The organism is Streptosporangium sp. NPDC049046 (assembly GCF_040649155.1).
GTDB lineage: Bacteria > Actinomycetota > Actinomycetes > Streptosporangiales > Streptosporangiaceae > Streptosporangium.
Genome location: NZ_JBEZEZ010000024.1, coordinates 14,733 through 31,284 on the forward strand (window position 1 = coordinate 14,733; position 16,552 = coordinate 31,284).

Genomic DNA, 16,552 nt, shown 5'->3' on the forward strand with positions numbered 1-16,552 from the left:
CTGTCGGGAGAAATCCAGGAACGGGGGGTGTGCCGTACTACGACCGGAGCGTGGCGCCCCCGTCGACGTACAGGTCCTGCATGGTGATGTGCCTGGCACGGTCGGAGGCCAGGAAGATGACGGCGTCCGCGATGTCGGCGGGATCGGCCAGCCTGCCGAGGGGAATGCCCACCCGGAAACTGGCCGGCGAGCCGTCGATGACCGTCCTGGCGTCGTGGCCGCCGGCCCACAGGGCGCGCTGCATGGGAGTGTCGGTGGAGCCGGGCGACACCACGTTGCAGCGGATGCCGTACTGCGCCAACTCCAGGCCGAGGCACTTGGTGAACTGCGCGGCCGCGGCCTTGGAGGCGGCGTAGGCCGACATGTTGGTCCGGGGCACGCCCGCGGCGTTGGACCCCACGGTGACGATCGCCCCGGATCTGCGGGGGATCATCCGGCGGGCGACCGCGCGGGACAGGTGGAAGACTCCGCCGGTGTTGACGGCGAACGTGCGAGCCCAGTCGTCGTCGCTGATGGCGACGGCGGGTCCCGAGCAGAGCACCCCTGCGACGTTGACGAGCAGCCCGATCGGGCCGAGATCGGCCTCGACCCGCGCGACCACGTCGTCGACGGCGGCGCTGTCGGTGACCTGGCAGGGGTAGGCGACCGCGACGCCGAGGTCGGCGGCGACCCGCGCGACCCGCTCGGCGTTCACGTCGAGCGCGGCGACACGTGTGCCCGTCGCCGTCAGGGCTCGCGCCACGGCCTCGCCGATGCCCTGTGCCGCACCGGTGACCACGGCCACCGCGCCTTCCATCACCATGCCTTCACCGGAACCTCCCCAGGATGTTCCGGCCTTCAGGCTGGGGAGGAGTCGGGGGCGGGAGGGCCGCCGAGGCCCGAGCGTGTCCTGATCGGTCGGTCATTGAGATCGGCTTCTTTCTGTGTCGTGTAGCCGTAGCCGTCCGCGCGTTGAAGATGGCGGACATGGCGGTGGTTGATCCCGGTGATGCGGCCGTGCCGGGTGGTGATGTCGAACGAGCCGGAAGAGCGGACCAGAACTCGCCCGGTGTGGACTCCGGCCTTCTTGCCCGCCGGAACGGCCGCGCGGACCAGGTCGCCGGTTTGGAAGCCGTGGTGGCGTTTGATCCGTGGCCGCACCAGGCGGGGGAAGCCGTAGCGGTCGGGGGTGGTGCGGGCGTAGGTGCCGCGCCCGGTCGCCGCGACCAGCAGGATCGTGGACGGCCAGGCGGTCACGGTCTCCAGGTGGCCGACGTGCAGGGCGTCCAACGTGTGCGACTTGGCGGCGCCGGTACGCGACCGGTTCCACCTGGTGCGCCCGCCCGAGGCCGTCGCGACCGGCAGGCCGGTCGCCTGCAGTGCCCGCCACAGCACCCAGCGGGTGGCGTTGACGGCGGCGGCGTCGCGCAGCGGCGCTTTCGCCTGCTTGAGGATCTTCGCCAGGAGTGCGGGTTTGGCCTGGAGGAACTCTTCGATCGGGGTGGCGTTCTTGGCCTGGTTACACGGGATGCAGGCCAGGGTGAGGTTGCTGACGCGGTCGGAGCCGCCCCGGCTGCGGGGATGGATGTGGTCGAGGTTCAGCGGCATGCCGCTCGCGCCGCAGTAGGCGCAGATGCGCCCCCACTTGGCGAGCAGGTATTCGCGGACCTCGTACCCGGCGAGGGTGCCCCGCTGGTATTCGGCTCCTTCGAGCGGCTTGCCCGCGACGAGGGTGTGGGTGTCGAAGGAGACCTCCTCCACGTGGACGGCGGTGATGGGCGCCCATCGGGCCAGCCGCGCCACCTGCGACATCGTCGTGTCCACGCGGTGTCGCAGCGACGGCGCCAGCCACCCTTGAGGTTTCGTGCGGTTGTTGAAGCGGGGGACGCGGTAGCGCAGGTTCCGCGACCTGCGGCCACGGCGCAACGCGGCCCGCGCGCTGAGCCTGTCGCGGATCCGCCCGCCCCGATGGTCGAGCTGAATGCCGAACAGGCCGGTGCGGCTCCCGTCACGGTCGGCGAACACACTGATGCCGGTGTGCTGGGAGCCGGGGTCGATACCGACGTGCACGCCTTTTACGGTGGAGTCGGCCACCAGCCGGTCTTTGAGGCGGATAACGAACGGGGTGCGGCGCACCACCACCGCCCGCCCGGCCGCCAGCAGGCGGCGGGCACGGGCGGGATGGCACGGGTCGAGCGGGTGGCCGTGGACGTCGAGGACGAACACGGCCGGGTGAACCTCACGGTTGGCTCCCTCGGACACCTCGGTGCCCTGGGGGTGACGCCGAACGGCCGGTGCGTGCCGTACGGTCTCCCCTCGCCCATGTCCACCGCCAGGTGCGGCGAAGCCGCGTCCGTGAGCCGTTTCGTCCCGACCCGGGTTGTCTGCTCCCACGGATTCCAGAGCAGCCCGCTGAGGAAGCACGGGCTGGTGGGTCTGCTGTCTTGCGGTGAACGTAGCCATCGAGGATGCACCTCCTGTTCGTGATGGCTGGGGCTGGTCAATACGGGCTCAAGGCACCAGGCGGCACCTCAAGCCCCCTCCTTCAGGCATTCAGGAGGGGGTCGTCGACCGTCTCTCGCCGTGTCTCGCCGTGTCTCGCCGTTCGCTCGCGCTCCCGTCGCCCTCGCCACGGTCCGCCTGTGTCGGTAGGCAGGCTAGCTCCATCACTTTAGGTCGCGCAGCAAAAACTTATAGTTACTTTTCACAGATCAGGAGGACATCCCGGAGGTTAGTGGGACCACTCCGGACTGCGGGACACTGCGAGCGAGGGAACCTCGGGCGGGCGATTCGTTCCCCGATGACGGTTTTCCGAGGAGAGCCGGTCTCCACTGCTCCCGCCCAGGTGAAGGGCGGATTCGACGCGTTTACAGATAGTCAACGTCGCGTCAATCGCCATGACCTACCATCATCCTTCGTGACAAGTCAGGATATTTCAGAGCGACAGGCATATATCCCCCCTGCGCCTCCCGCCGAAACCTCCGCAGAGCCCGTGGAACCCACGGAGGAGGAGGGCAGCGGCGTGCTGGCGATGATCGAGCGCATCGGCTCGATCATCGTCCCGATCGGCGTCGCGTTCTACGCCGTCCTCTACCTCGGCGTCGAGCAGATGTACGGCGTGTTCGGCATCAGCCCCCAGCAGGCGGGAATCGACCAGTCCGTCCTGCTCGGCCGGTTGATGGGGACGCTGATCCTGCTTCTGCTCTTCATCGCGCCGCTCCTCGGCCTCGTCGTCGGGGTGGGCTGGATCGCCGACAAGATGACCCTCGGCGCGGTCGGAAAAGTCATGACGGCCGTACGGAGCCGCCCCTGGGTGGCCGCCCTGATCGCCGCGCTGTGGTGTGGCGCGACCTACTGGGGTCTGCTGAACCTCGTGGGCGACCTCGACATCGCCGTCATGGTCGTCGTCGCGGTGGGGCTGGGCGTGCTGACGTTCCTGGTGCCGTTCCGGCTGCTGCGCCGCAAGCCCGTCGGCCGCGCCGGCCTGAAGGTGCTCACCGGCGCCCTCACGGGCATCGGCCTGGGATTCCTGCTGATCCTGCAGATGACCATGGGCGCGATCGAGATGCAGGAGACGGGACGGGCCAACGACCTCCTCCCCTACGTCGGCTTCCAGGACCAGTGGGCCGTCATCAAGAACGCCGACGACAACAAGCCCCTCTACGACGGCCGGTGGATGATGCTGCTCGGCGAGAGCCAGGGCACCTATGTCTTCTACGACTGCGACAAGCTGGAGACCTTCCGGCGCCCGATCGACGGCACGCTCCTCGGCAACGTCCAGCTGCAGCCGGACCGCGAGCCGGGCTACAAGTGCGGCACGCTCGCCGAGCAGGGAGAGGCACAGGCGAGCGAAGGCCAGTAGACACGACCGAGAGGGCGTCCACCGGGTTCACCCACGACACCTGTCGGCGGCGGGATCCGGCGCTCTCGGTCCCGCCGCCGGGGACGACACGACGCACGTCACTGATTTTGGCCCGAATAATCATCTCAAAAATCATTACGGGCAACAAAAATGCCTAGACTCGGATACGCGAATCGAGAGAGCACCCTCTGCCGCGACCGTACGGCGGGGAATCCAGCAACCTGGACATATCCCCGCCATTGACGAATCCGTTTAAACCTTCTTAACGAGGGTCACGCTTTGCCATGTCGATCATCGGGTAACTCCTGCTTGCCGCCATCGTCGCGGTTCAAGCAATCCGATCTCCTGAAATCACAAAAGACATGGAATGCGATGACTTTTAGCGGTAGAAGACGGGCTCAAAACATTAATTCCAGCCAACACGCTCGAAACCGGTCCGTCGCGACAACAGCAATCGGCGCCATTCTGGCACTTTCCTGCCAGGCGCCGGCCGGCGCCGTGACCGACACCACGGGAGTCGTTCTCCTCAGCACGCGAGCCGCGGGTAGCGAGACCGTCCCGGTCGGGAGGACGATCGGCGCGCCCGGGGGCGCGAGCTTCTCCCTGATCGGAACCCTTGGGCGGGAAGACTGCAAGTGCCGTGGACAGCACTGCGTGTGTGACCGCGATCGTCCCGGCAAGAATCGGGGCAGCGGAAAGGGCAGGAGCGGCCGGGACCGCGGAAAGAAATCGTCGAGTCTCGAACTGCCGTCGGAATCGGCGATCCCGGCGAATCCCGCTAAAGAAAATCCCGCCAAAACGGATCTTCCAGATGTTCCACTCGATCCGCTCGGCCTACCCGGCCCGGCCAAACCGGCGGGGCCCGCGAAACCAGCGGAACCTGCCAAATCAGCGGGACCCGCGAAACCAGCGGAACCTGCCAAATCAGCGGGACCCGCGAAACCGGCAGGACCCGCGAAACCAGCGGGATCCACGGACACGGCAGGCCTGGCGAATCCGGCAGGGCCCGCAATTCTGGTGGGCCCCGCAGGACCGGCAGGCCCGGCAGGCCCCAAGGGAGTTCCCGGCCCCGCAGGACCGACAGGAGCGACGGGTCCGAAGGGCGACACCGGTGCCCCCGGCCTTCCTGGGGCACCGGGCCCGGCGGGCGCGATGGGACCCGCGGGCGCGACGGGTGCCACCGGTCCTGTGGGACCGATGGGACCCGCGGGACCGATCGGCCCCCAGGGTCCGGACGGGCTCACCGGCCCGATCGGCCCGGAAGGACCCAAGGGTCCGGCAGGTCCCCAGGGACTCGCGGGACCGGTAGGGCCGATCGGCCCGGAAGGGCCGGTGGGGCCGATCGGCCCTGAAGGACCCGCGGGGCCGATCGGCCCGGAAGGACCGGTCGGCCTCGTCGGGCCGATGGGCCCGGAAGGTCCGGTCGGCGCCCCCGGGCCCGCGGGTGCGGACGGCGCTTCGGGACCCGCCGGCCCTGCCGGCGAACCTGGCGCCACCGGACCGGTGGGACCGACCGGCGCCACCGGAGCCGCGGGCGAGCCCGGAGCACCTGGACCCGAGGGACCCGCGGGACCGATCGGCCCCGCGGCGCCGACCTCCGCCGTCTCGGTGTCGTACCTGCTTTTCGAACCGATCACCGCGTCGGTCAGGAACGACGGGACGGCACAACTCCGCGATCCGCGCACGACTCCGCTCTGGCACGATCTTTCGAAGATCCCCGGTCATCCCACCGACGTGGTGGACGTCGCGACGACGATCCTCCATGACGGCGCCCTTCCGTACCTTCACCTCACGGTCCAGAGTTCGTCCGGTCAGGTCGCCCGGACGAAGTGTCTTCTCGGGCGGCCGGTTCCCCGGACGGGAGGCTTCTTCGCTCCGGGAACACCTCATGGACCTCCCGCCTACCCCGCGAACTGCGCCAAGTTCACCGACGAGACACCGCCGCTCTGAACCTCGCCGAGTTCCGAGCCTGACAAATGAAAAAATGTCATCAAAAGAGAATGCCGTACCCGGCACCGGCCGGGCGCGGCATTCTCCATGTCGAATCCCTCGAACGATGTCGAATCCCTCGAACGCGCACGGCCTCCCGCGCCCCACGATCACCCGGCCCTCGGGCCGTGCGGCGCGTCAGTTGCGGGCGAGGACCAGACGCGAGGGGTCTTCTCCCGGCAGCGGGACGCGGAGGCGACGCCTGGCGGCGACCATCCGGCACCCGGCGACGCACGCGTTCGTGCCCAGCGCGACGATCGTGAACAGGCCGAGGCGGAGCAGGTCCTGCCTGCCGAAGCTGAGCTCCCCGGCACCGTTGACCAGGAATCCGGTGCCGAAGAACCACGCCATGACGGCCGTCGCCAGCGCGACCCCGGCCCGGACCCCGCGGGCGGCGTAGGCGCACACGGCGATCGTCATGATCAGTACGCGGCCGGCGGTCTCCGCCGAAGCGAGGAGCAGCGAGGCGGTCGCGGCCGTGGCGACGACGGTGACGAACCCCCCGGCGAGCGAGAACCCCACCGGTTCGATCCCGGACTTCACACCTACCCCCTTCACATAACGGACATTTGTTGCTGAACAGGCATTTACCGAGGGGTGGACTCCGCCCCTCCATGAAATCCCGGGAAATGCCAGAACGCCAATGTCAGTATCTTTTCTTCACCCTTTCCCGACGTTCCTTTACGCCGTTCTCGGCCCCGGCGGGCGCCCGCCGGAAGCCTCTTCGCGGCGACAAGGCGCACCCGGGTGGAGAGTCCGAAGACGACCGGAGCTTTCGTGCCGGGACGACGGAGAACCGGTCCGGGATGACTCAACCCACTCGATCGCGAGCCCCCCGTGACCTTTGCCATACGATCGCCGTATGGCGGAGGTCATGGTGCGCGACGGAACCTGGACGTTCGACGGCGAGATCCTGCGGATCGTGCCCGGCCACGACCGGAGTGTGAAGAAACTGCGACAGCTGCTGGGAGAGGTGCGGGTGCCGCTGGAGGCGGTGGCCGGCATCGCGTACGAACCCGGCAAGAAGGGCGGCAGGCTGCGACTGCGCCTGCGGGAGGGCGCCGACCCGTTCAGTCAGGCGACGCGCGGGCGGATCGCCGACAACGCCGACCCCTACCAGCTGGTCGTCGACACCAACCGCACCGGCGCCGCCGAGTATTTCGTCACCGAGGTACGCAACGCACTGGTGATCGAGCAGGTACCGGACGGTCCCTCGGAGCGCTACCTCATGCCCGGCCCCGAACTCCCCGTGGTGGTCCCGGCCGGCGACGGCACGGCCACGTTCGACGGCGAGTCGATCCGTCTCGAATGGAACTGGGCCGCGGAGGGGGTCAAGAAGTCGACGGGTTCCCAGCGGTTCGCGCTGAAGGACCTGAACGGCGTGGAGTGGTTCCCGGCCACGGGCATGGAGAACGGCTGCCTGCGTTTCCATGTGAAGGGCACGGCATCCCACAATTTCGCTCCCAAGCATGACCCGAACTGCCTGGTCCTGTGGGGATTCGACAAGGAGATCCGCACCACGGCCCTGCTCGTCGCCGCCGTTCTCGCCAGGCTGCCGCACCCCTCGGGCGCCCACCCGCCTCCCGCCGAACCCCTCTCGATCGAGGCCGCCACGGCACCCGCCGCCGACGACGACCCGGACTCGCTCCTGCGCCGCCTGCGCGAGCTCGGCGACCTGCACAGGGACGGCATCCTCACCGACGAGGAGTTCACCACCGCCAAGCAGGCCCTGATCCGCCGCTTCTGACCTCGGGGCGGTCGAGCGGAGGTCACCTGCACCGGGCGAGCATGACCTTCTTGTCCGCGCGGGTGACCGGCAGGTCGTATTTCACGGCGACCTGGGCGAAACGGACGACGTAGGCGCAGCGGACCCCGCGTACGGGAGGGAGCCAGGACGCCGGTCCCGAGCCGCCCTTCGCCTCGTTGGCGGCGCCGTACACCGGGATGAGGTTGAGCGGGTCGTTGGCGATGCGCTTGCGCTTGGACATCGGCCAGCGGGAGGCTCCCATCCGCCACCCGTAGGAGAGCGGGACCACGTGGTCGACCTGGATCTCGTCGGAGCGCTTCTTGGTCCAGCGGACGATCCGGCCGGTGTAGGGGTCGCGCAGCTTCATGGAGACGACCACGCAGTCGGACCCTCGGCGGTAGCGCACGTCCTCGCCGTCGCGGGCCAGCAGGTCGTCGCGGGTACGGCAGCCGTTGCGCGCGTACGGCACTCCTTTGGCGGTGTCGGCCCAGTTCTCGCCGAACCTGGCCCTGCTGTAGCCGGCCTTGGAGCCCATCGGCCTGACCTTGAGTCTGCCGATCAGCCTGACGGCGGCTCCCCGATCCCCGGCCGATCTGACGGGCGCCAGGCCGGGACGCACGCCGTCCGGATTGTCCAGTGGCGCGACCCGGGCGGGCGCGGCCCTCGCACGCGTGTCCTCGCCCTGCGTCGACAGTGAGAAGAGCACCGCGGCGCCGAGCATCACGGTGACCACCCCCCGCGTGCTCAACCATGCCTCCAGAAAGGGTCTACGGACTCACGCCTGACCGATTCCCGGTCATCTCATGGTTGACACGGGGGTGTCCGCTGGTTGAGACCGGCTCCGGCGAAGGGGCAGGTCAGGGCTGGAAGCGGTAACCCATGCCCGGTTCGGTGAGCAGGTGGACCGGGTGGGCGGGGTCGCGCTCCAGTTTCTTGCGCATCTGGGCCATGTACTGGCGAAGGTAGTGGGTCTCCTTGCCGTAGGCGGCGCCCCAGACGTCGTTCAGCAGACGGCGCTGGGTGATCAGCTTGCCGGGGTTACGGGCCAGGATCTCCAGCAGGCGCCACTCGGTGGGGGTCAGCCGTACGCCGCCGGAGACGGTCTTGCCCGCCAGGTCCACCTCGTGCTCGCCGATCACGAACCGGGCCGGTTCCTCCTCGGTGGCGAAGACCCGGCGCGCCACCGCGCGGATCCTGGCGAGCAGTTCGTCGACGCCGAACGGCTTGATGACGTAGTCGTCCGCGCCCGCGTCCAGGGCCTCCACCTTGTCGCGGCTCTCGGCCCTGCCGGACAGCACGATGATCGGGACATTCGTCCAGCCGCGCAGCCCGTGGATGACGTCCACCCCGTCCATGTCGGGCAGGCCGAGATCGAGCACGACCAGGTCGGGGTGCCAGTCGGCGGCCTGGCGCAGGGCGGCGGCGCCGTCGTCGGCCACAGCCACCTCGTACCGGCGCGCGGCCAGGTTGATGCGCAGCGCCCGCAGGAGCTGGGGCTCGTCGTCGACGACGAGGATGCGCGTCACGGGGTCCTCCTCGGTCGAGACCAGGCTACGGTGGCGGCTCCCTGGCCGATCAGGTGCCCCGGTGAACGGAACCGCTACGTGCCGCTGGGCCGGGGAGCGGTTGAGCACCGTGAAGTCCGGCCAGGAGCGGCCCGGTGGGTACGCGGCGAAAAGCCGCTTCCTGCGCTATTAATGGTGATATCGAGGCAAATGTCGATATCGGCGGCACCTTCAGGAAGCCTGTCCGTCATATTCTCCGACACCCATCGGGATCCGATGAATAATCCCGCTCGTCGAGGGCAGCAAGGGCTACCACAACAGCCCAAGTCTGAGGTGAGGTCACACATGATAGCGCTGGGACTTCTCTTGATCGTAGTCGCGGGTGCGGCCGTGATCGCGGTCTCCTGGGACGAGACCACGACATCGACCGCCACCGCTTCGTTCACGGTCTTCGACCGCCTGTTCCAGCTGTCCCAGCTGGAGCTCTTCTTCGCGGGTGTCGCCACGGGAGCGGTTTTCCTGCTCGGCCTGGGGATGCTGTTCGCGGGTATGCGACGCTCGGCCGCGCACCGCCGCAGGCTCCGTGCCTCGCGGATCGAGGCGCGTGACCGGGTCACCCGCCTGGAGGAGGAGAAGCGGGAGCTGGAGCGCAAGCTCGAAGAGGCTCCCAAGACTCCGGCGACCGCTGGGACCCCTGGGACCCCCGGGACTCCCGCCTCCGCCGCTCCCGCGACCGCCACGACCCCCGTGGTCGACCGCGACCGCGACGGCGTCGACGACCGTGTCGAGGACACCGCACCCCACCCCCGGGTCGACGTGCCCCGTCAGGCCTCCACCGACCAGCTCGTGGCCGGTCGTCACGGGCGCTCGGACCACCGCTAAGCGCCACGCCTTCCCCAGCCGGTGCGACCCCCGGGTCACACCGGCTGAGGCATGCCCGGACCCCCTTCGCCGCCCTCCGGAGCGCGGGGCGACCGGTCGGGTGAGGCGGATCCCGGCTCTTCACGACCCCGCCCGTATTGATAAAACCCCCAAAAAGTAATATTCGCCCCATGACACCACGGTCTAGGGCGATTTTCTTCTGGGCCACCGGTGTACTCGCCTACATCGTCGCCGTCTTCCACAGGCAGTCGCTGGGTGTGGCGGGCATCGAGGCGGCGGCGAGGCTCGACGTCGGCGCGGCGGGACTCTCGATCCTGGCCATGTGCCAGTTGCTGGTCTACGCGGGCATGCAGGTGCCCGTGGGAGTGCTCGTCGATCGGCTCGGTTCCAAGCGGATGCTGATCGTGGGGGCCCTGGTGATGGCCGGCGGCGAGCTCGTCTTCGCTCTCGCGGAAGGACTGCTACCGGGGATCGCCGGGCGGACGCTGATCGGGTGCGGGGACGCGATGACGTTCATCAGCGTGATCAGGCTGGTCCGCCTCTCCTTCCCCGCCCACCGCAACCCGCTGATGGTCCAGCTCACCGGCCTGCTCGGCCAGCTGGGCGCGATCGCCTCCGCGGTGCCCCTCATCCACTCCCTGCACACCTACGGCTGGACGCCGACCTTCCTGATCGCCGCCGTCGTGGGCGTGGTCTCGGCGTTCCTGCTGATCACGGTCCTGCGTGACACCCTCCCCCAGGTCGTGGGGGAGCCACCGAGCCTGAAGGCGGCCTGGGCGGAACCGGGCACCCGGCTGGGCATGTGGACCCATGCCGCCACCCAGTGCTCGGCCGCGGCCTTCCTGCTGCTGTGGGGATATCCGTTCCTGGTCCAGGGGCAGGGGCTCACCCCCTCGACGGCGGGGGTGCTGCTCACCACGCTGACCCTGTGCGGCATGGTGTGCGGGCCGCTGCTCGGCTATCTCGCCGGACGGTTCCCCTTCCACCGCTCCCGGATGGTGTTCGTCGTGATCGGCACCACCGCGGGGACGTGGACCGTCGTACTGCTCTGGCCGGGACGGGCACCACTCTGGCTGCTGGTCGTGCTCATGGCGGTGCTGGCGGCCAACGGGCCGGGGTCGATGATCGGCTTCGACTACGCCAGGACCTTCAACCCGGCCACCCGGATCGGCGCGGCCACCGGCATCGTGAACGGCGGCGGTTTCGTCGCGTCCATACTGGTGATCGCCCTGATCGGGGTCACCCTCGACCTCAGGGGCGACAACGGCCCGGACGCCTTCCGCTGGGCCCTCGCCACGCAGTACCCGATCTGGGCACTGGGCGCCTTCCAGGTCATCCGCTACCGGCGCAAGGCACGCCGCAACCTGCTCGCGGCTCCCCGGACGAACCCCTGACCACCTGCCGGGTACGGCGAAGATCGCTCCTCTCGTGCTCGTCCTCCCCCGGCGCCTCCGGTGCGGACCGACCTTCCGAAGGGCCGGGGAAGGGCTGGGTTCAGGCGATCCTGGTGAAGGGCTCGGCGAAGTGGGCGGTGCCGATCATCCCGCCCGCCGCCCTGACCTTGTCGAGCAGCTCCACCCGCGTGAGGGTGGCGAGCTCGGGATCAGCGTCGTAGAGGTAGGGCACTCGCGGGTCCTCCAGTTGCACCGGATGCAGCACCACGTCGCCGGTCAGCACCAGATCGCCGACCTGGACGACCTGGTGGCCCGGGGTGTGCCCCGGCGTGAGCAGCACCCGGATGCCGGGCAGCACCTCCGCCCCGCCGGCCACCGCCTGTACCCGATCGCCCAGCGGCCGCACGACGCGGTCGAGGACCTCCTCGCCCGCCGCGTCGATCTCGGCGCGCTGCAGAAGGTGCCGGGCGTTGGCGAAGACCGGCGCCCCCGCGACCACCGCGCCGCTCGCGTGGTCGCTGTGCAGGTGCGTGATGACCACGGCGTCCACCTCCTCGGGAGCCGTCCCCACCCGGGCCAGCTCCGCGCCCAGGGAGCCCGGCACCGGCGCCCAGCCCGCCGCGAGCGAGTCACGGGGGCCGATGCCGGTGTCGACCAGCACCGTACGGCCCGCCGCGTCGCGCAGCAGATAGCAGTGGAAGTGCAGGATCCACTCGTCCGACTCGCCGTGACAGCCGCCGGGGAACATCTGCGCCATCGGGCGCCGGATCGACTCGCCCATCGCCCCCACCGCGTCACACAGCGGGAACACCTCGACCCCGGCGACCGTTATAGACCGATGTAGCATCCGCTCTCCTGTTCGGGATGAGGCAACGGTGCTACCGTGATACCGGGCGTGACGCACCGCTGGCTAGGCCGCGTGCGATGATCCGCCCCCGTTTCTCGCTTTTCTCTCTCACCGCCCCTGTCTCAGGCGTGCGGTCCCCGTCTCATGCATCTCCCGTATCTCCCGTGAAAGGTCACTCATGACCACGGAACCCGTCTTCAAAGAACCCCGCGTCGAGAAGATCACCACCAGGAAGGTCCCGCGTCCCCGTGCGGGCGGCGCGGGGAAAACCCCCCGCGGAAACGGCACGACCGCGGGCGGCCGGTCCCCCGGGCGCGACGCTCCCGTCGAGACCGTGACCGGCCTGCTCGACATCCGCGACCGTACCGGGCACATCCGGACCCGCGGCTACCTGCCGTCACCGCACGACGTCCGCGTTCCCCCCTCCCAGATCTCCGAGTACGGCCTGCGCCCCGGCGACCACGTCGTGGCCACCGCACGTGCCCCGTACGAGAGGCTGGAGGGGGTGGAGAGCGTGAACGGCGCCGCCGCCCGGCGGCACAGGCCCGACTTCGCGGACATGACCCCGATCCACCCGCGTGACCGGCTCCGCCTGGAGACCGGATCGCTGACCGGCAGGGTCGTCGACCTGTTCGCCCCGGTCGGCAAGGGCCAGCGAGGGCTGATCGTCGCCCCGCCCAAGGCGGGCAAGACGATGGTCCTGCGGGACCTGGCCGCCGCGATCACCGCCAACCACCCGGACTGCCACCTCATCGTCGTGCTCGTCGGCGAACGCCCCGAGGAGGTCACCGAGATGCGCGAGTCCATCCAGGGCGAGGTCGCCGCGTCCACGTTCGACCGTCCCGACCGCGACCACACCGCCGTCGCCGAACTCGCCGTCGAGCGCGCCAAGCGCCTCGCGGAGGACGGGCACGACGTCGTCCTCCTCCTCGACTCCCTCACCCGGCTCGCCCGCGCGTACAACAACCTCGCCCCGGGCGGCGGGCGCACCCTCGCCGGAGGCATCGACGCCACGGCCCTGCTCCCCCCTCGCCGCTTCTTCGGCGCCGCACGCAACCTGCGCGACGGCGGTTCGCTCACCATCCTCGCGACCGCGCTGGTCGAGACCGGCTCACGGATGGACGACAGCCTCTTCGAGGAGTTCAAGGGCACCGGCAACATGGAACTGCGCCTCAGCCGCGCCCTCGCCGACAAGCGTCTCTATCCCGCCGTCGACCTCGACGCCTCGGGCACCCGTCGCGAGGAGATCCTCCTCGACCCCCGGGAGCGGCGGCTCACCTGGCGGCTGCGCCGCACGCTGGGCGGCCTGGAGAGGCAGCAGGCGCTGGAGCTTCTCACCGACAGGCTCAGCGAGACCCCGTCCAACGCCGCTTTTCTCCAGCAGATCCAGCAGACCACCTGAGCCGGTGCGACCTCCCGCTCACCATGACAATTCCCCCTCGGCGGGGCGCGAGATGATGGGGAGATGCTGGACGATGTCGTCGAACACCTCGCCTGCCCGGTCTGCCGCGGTTCCCTGGAGCTCGAAGAGCGGGTCCTGAGGTGCGCCCTGGGGCACGGCTTCGACGTGGCCAGGCAGGGATACGTCAGCCTGCTGACCGGGTCGCGGGTGCCGGGAACGGCCGACAGCGCGGCCATGGTGGCGGCCAGGGACGCGTTCCTCGGCGCCGGGCACTACGCCCCGCTGGCGGAGGCGGTGGCCGGCGCCTGCCGTACCGGCGCGAAGGTGGTGGCGGACGCCGGGGCCGGGACGGGTCACTATCTCGCGCGGGCGCTCGACGGACTGCCCGGGGCCGCGGGGGTGGCACTGGACGTCTCCAAGCACGCGATCAGGCGGGCGGCGCGGGCACATGCCCGGGTGGGGGCGGTGGTGGCCGATGTGTGGCGGCCACTGCCGTTGCGAGATGGCACGATAGATGTGCTTCTCAATGTGTTTGCCCCTAGAAATGGGGCAGAGTTCGCACGAGTGCTCAAGGGGGACGGTGAGCTCGTAGTGGTCACGCCTACCCCGCGGCACCTCGCGCCACTGGTGGAGCGGCTGGGGCTCCTTTCGGTGGACGATTCGAAGGAGCGGCGGGTGACGGAAAGCCTGAACGAGCACTTCGTCGAGACGGATCGAAGCCTTCTCGCGTTCGAGATGCGCCTGGGGCACGACGCGGTCGAGGCGGTCGTGGGAATGGGACCCAGCGCCTGGCATACGGATACGGAAGTTATGCGAGGCAGGATCGGAGGGCTTCCGGAAATGAGCCCCGTGGAGGCTTCTTTTCGTATGTCTACCTTTAAGCGTCGCCGGTGAGCAAGCCGTGTGCTTGACAGTCACCTTCGAGACACCTGTTACTGATGTGACTTTTAGTCCGAAATTCCCAGACATTCCCCAAGAAATTAGCCGGTGAAGACGACATACTGGACCGCAATTCAGCGAGCCCGCGCCCGGGCGCGAGAAGCTGACGCCTTGACGGAGGGAAGCGCCACATGAAGGCGGAGGAGCGCTGGCAGGCCAGGTTCCGCGCGCCGCGCGCGACGTTGCCCGTGTGGGCCGGCCAGGCTCCCAGCCGGTCCGTCTACCGCAGCAACGCCTCGGGGGCGTGGGAGGTCTACGCCTGGGACCGCGCGGGCGGCTCCACCCGCCAGGCGACCTCCCGGCCCAAGGGCACCTCGTACGGCGCGATCGATCCCACCGGGCAGTGGATCTGGTGGTTCGACGACACCGACGGCGACGAGTGGGGCCGGTGGATGCGCCAGCCCTTCTACGGCGGCCCTGACCAGCCGATCGACCTCGACCCCGGCTTCCCCGCCGGGCTCGGGCTCTCCGCGACGGGCGAGGCGGTCATCGGCATGGCCAGGCCCGGACAGGGCTTCACCATCCATCTCGTCCAGCCGGGCGAGCCCGCACGGACGATCTACGAGCACACCGAGGCGGCCGCCGTCGCCGCGGTCTCCCCGGACGGCTCGCTGATCGCGATCAGCCACAGCGAGCGCGGCGACGCCCGGCACCCCGGATTGCGCGTGCTCCGGCGCAACGGCGCGCTCGTCGGCGACCTGTACGACGGCCCCGGCAAGGGACTCATCGGCCTGCGCTTCGCCCCGGTGTCCGGAGACCGCCGCCTGCTCATCCTGCACGAGCGCAGGGGCCGCCGCGAGCCCCTCGTCTGGGACCCGCAGACCGGCGAGCAGCGGGAGATCTGGCTGCGCGACCCGGGCGAGATCACCGCCGACTGGTACGACGACGGCCGCTCGCTGCTCGTCGTGCGAGGCAACCGGGGCCGCACCTACCTGACCCGCTACGACCTTCCCGGCGGCGGTTTCTTCCCGATCGAGACCCAGCACGGCGTGATCGACGCCGCCGCGCCCCGCCCCGACGGCTCCGTCGAGTACTCCTGGTCCAGCGGCGCCCACCCGCCGTTGATCCGATCGACCAGCGGCCACGTGGTCATGAACCACGGCGGCCCCACCTCACCCCCGTCGGTCCCGGTCGAGGACGTGGACGTGGAAGGACCCGGCGGCCGCATCCACTCCCTGGTCTCGCGTCCCGAGCGCGGCTCCGGCCCCTTCCCCACGGTCTTCATGCTGCACGGCGGGCCCACCGCGCAGGACGACGACTCCTTCGTGCCCCAGGTGGCCGCCTGGGTGGATCACGGCTTCGCGGTCGTGCGGGTCAACTACCGGGGGTCCACCGGCTACGGTTCCGCCTGGCGCAACGCCCTCCACGGCGACGTCGGGCACATCGAGCTGGCCGACGTGGCCGCCGTCAGGGACGCCCTGGTCGACCGCGGCGTCTGCGATCCCGACCGGCTGGTGCTGTCCGGCGCCTCCTGGGGCGGCTACCTCACGCTGCTCGGCCTGGGCACCCAGCCCAAGATGTGGGCGGCGGGCATCGCCACGGTGCCGATCGCCGACCACATCGCCGCCTACGAGGAGGAGACGGAGGCGCTGCGCTCCTACCACCGCGCGCTGATCGGCGGCTCACCCGAGGAACAGCGCGAGCGGTACGTGCACAGCTCACCGATCACCTACGTCGACCAGGTCGAGGCGCCGCTCCTCATCCTCGCCGGGGAGAACGACCCGCGCTGCCCGATCAGGCAGATCGAGGCGTACGTGGCCCGGCTCGCCGAGCGCGACCACGAGCACAGGGTGTACCGCTACGACGCGGGCCACGGCTCCCTGGTCGTCTCCGAGCGCATCGCGCAGATGTCGGCACAGCTGGAGTTCGCCAGAAAACACGTGAAGACCAATATTTAGCGCACACTCCGCTGTCGGAGGGCGACGGTTTCACCTCATGAAGGGGTGACGGCCCTCCGTCAAAGGGGTGACGGTCTCCCGTGAGGTGACGACGGTCTCCCCGTGAAA

Annotated in this window: 14 protein-coding genes; 8 read left to right on the forward strand and 6 right to left on the reverse strand. The window is 69.7% G+C overall.

The window, feature by feature from the left end:
* Positions 1-37: 37 nt before the first annotated feature.
* Both AB0B96_RS29435 and iscB read right to left on the reverse strand, forming a co-directional pair.
* Positions 38-802, reverse strand: coding sequence for a 2,3-dihydro-2,3-dihydroxybenzoate dehydrogenase (locus AB0B96_RS29435; protein ID WP_362903799.1), 765 nt, complete (start codon positions 800-802; stop codon positions 38-40).
* A 35-nt stretch (positions 803-837) separates the two neighbouring features.
* Positions 838-2,241 carry an RNA-guided endonuclease IscB gene (iscB, locus tag AB0B96_RS29440; RefSeq protein ID WP_362903801.1) on the reverse strand — a complete coding sequence of 468 codons (1,404 nt, stop codon included), beginning with the start codon at positions 2,239-2,241 and terminating at the stop codon, positions 838-840.
* A 730-nt stretch (positions 2,242-2,971) separates the two neighbouring features.
* Between iscB and AB0B96_RS29445 the strand changes: the two genes are divergently transcribed.
* A complete protein-coding gene (locus tag AB0B96_RS29445) occupies positions 2,972-3,841 on the forward strand; it encodes a hypothetical protein (protein ID WP_362903803.1) in 870 nt (289 codons plus the stop codon).
* Between the two features lie 1,608 nt (positions 3,842-5,449).
* On the forward strand, positions 5,450-5,791 hold the full coding sequence (locus AB0B96_RS29450; protein ID WP_362903805.1) for a hypothetical protein: 342 nt from the start codon (positions 5,450-5,452) through the stop codon (positions 5,789-5,791).
* Positions 5,792-5,968: 177 nt separating this feature from the next.
* Here AB0B96_RS29450 and AB0B96_RS29455 read toward each other — a convergent pair whose 3' ends face one another.
* Positions 5,969-6,373 carry a hypothetical protein gene (locus tag AB0B96_RS29455; RefSeq protein ID WP_362903807.1) on the reverse strand — a complete coding sequence of 135 codons (405 nt, stop codon included), beginning with the start codon at positions 6,371-6,373 and terminating at the stop codon, positions 5,969-5,971.
* A gap of 319 nt (positions 6,374-6,692) precedes the next feature.
* Here AB0B96_RS29455 and AB0B96_RS29460 point away from each other — a divergent pair, with 319 nt between their 5' ends.
* Positions 6,693-7,577, forward strand: a complete 885-nt coding sequence (locus AB0B96_RS29460) for a DUF4429 domain-containing protein (protein WP_362903809.1) — start codon at positions 6,693-6,695, stop codon at positions 7,575-7,577.
* A gap of 22 nt (positions 7,578-7,599) precedes the next feature.
* On the opposite strand, the gene AB0B96_RS29465 is transcribed toward AB0B96_RS29460, so the two are convergent.
* Positions 7,600-8,325, reverse strand: a complete 726-nt coding sequence (locus AB0B96_RS29465) for an HNH endonuclease family protein (RefSeq protein ID WP_362903811.1) — start codon at positions 8,323-8,325, stop codon at positions 7,600-7,602.
* 109 nt (positions 8,326-8,434) lie between these two features.
* Positions 8,435-9,103 (reverse strand): response regulator, encoded by a 669-nt coding sequence (locus tag AB0B96_RS29470; RefSeq protein WP_362903813.1) that lies wholly within the window; start codon positions 9,101-9,103, stop codon positions 8,435-8,437.
* 345 nt (positions 9,104-9,448) lie between these two features.
* Here AB0B96_RS29470 and AB0B96_RS29475 point away from each other — a divergent pair, with 345 nt between their 5' ends.
* Entirely contained in the window at positions 9,449-9,964 is a 516-nt protein-coding gene (locus AB0B96_RS29475) for a hypothetical protein (RefSeq protein WP_362903815.1), read from the forward strand.
* A 170-nt stretch (positions 9,965-10,134) separates the two neighbouring features.
* On the forward strand, positions 10,135-11,358 hold the full coding sequence (locus AB0B96_RS29480; RefSeq protein ID WP_362903817.1) for an MFS transporter: 1,224 nt from the start codon (positions 10,135-10,137) through the stop codon (positions 11,356-11,358).
* A gap of 100 nt (positions 11,359-11,458) precedes the next feature.
* Here the strand turns inward: AB0B96_RS29480 and AB0B96_RS29485 are convergent, their stop codons facing one another.
* Positions 11,459-12,205: an MBL fold metallo-hydrolase gene (locus tag AB0B96_RS29485; protein WP_362903819.1), complete on the reverse strand. Its 747-nt coding sequence runs from the start codon at positions 12,203-12,205 to the stop codon at positions 11,459-11,461.
* A 178-nt stretch (positions 12,206-12,383) separates the two neighbouring features.
* On the opposite strand from AB0B96_RS29485, the gene rho reads away from it, so the two are divergent.
* The 3 genes from rho to AB0B96_RS29500 all read left to right on the forward strand — a co-directional run bounded on the left by rho (position 12,384) and on the right by AB0B96_RS29500 (position 16,444).
* Positions 12,384-13,607 carry a transcription termination factor Rho gene (gene rho / locus AB0B96_RS29490; protein WP_362903821.1) on the forward strand — a complete coding sequence of 408 codons (1,224 nt, stop codon included), beginning with the start codon at positions 12,384-12,386 and terminating at the stop codon, positions 13,605-13,607.
* Positions 13,608-13,670: 63 nt separating this feature from the next.
* A complete protein-coding gene (locus AB0B96_RS29495; protein WP_362903823.1) occupies positions 13,671-14,501 on the forward strand; it encodes a putative RNA methyltransferase in 831 nt (276 codons plus the stop codon).
* A 176-nt stretch (positions 14,502-14,677) separates the two neighbouring features.
* On the forward strand, positions 14,678-16,444 hold the full coding sequence (locus tag AB0B96_RS29500) for a prolyl oligopeptidase family serine peptidase (RefSeq protein ID WP_362903825.1): 1,767 nt from the start codon (positions 14,678-14,680) through the stop codon (positions 16,442-16,444).
* Positions 16,445-16,552: the final 108 nt, after the last annotated feature.

Bases quoted from the DNA above. Each gene is read 5' to 3' on its own strand.
- AB0B96_RS29435 (WP_362903799.1), bottom strand. From the start codon at position 802: ATGGTGATGGAAGGCGCGGTGGCCGTGGTCACCGGTGCGGCACAGGGC.
- AB0B96_RS29460 (WP_362903809.1), top strand. From the start codon at position 6,693: ATGGCGGAGGTCATGGTGCGCGACGGAACCTGGACGTTCGACGGCGAG.
- AB0B96_RS29480 (WP_362903817.1), top strand. From the start codon at position 10,135: ATGACACCACGGTCTAGGGCGATTTTCTTCTGGGCCACCGGTGTACTC.
- AB0B96_RS29485 (WP_362903819.1), bottom strand. From the start codon at position 12,205: ATGCTACATCGGTCTATAACGGTCGCCGGGGTCGAGGTGTTCCCGCTG.
- rho (WP_362903821.1), top strand. From the start codon at position 12,384: ATGACCACGGAACCCGTCTTCAAAGAACCCCGCGTCGAGAAGATCACC.
- AB0B96_RS29495 (WP_362903823.1), top strand. From the start codon at position 13,671: ATGCTGGACGATGTCGTCGAACACCTCGCCTGCCCGGTCTGCCGCGGT.
- AB0B96_RS29500 (WP_362903825.1), top strand. From the start codon at position 14,678: ATGAAGGCGGAGGAGCGCTGGCAGGCCAGGTTCCGCGCGCCGCGCGCG.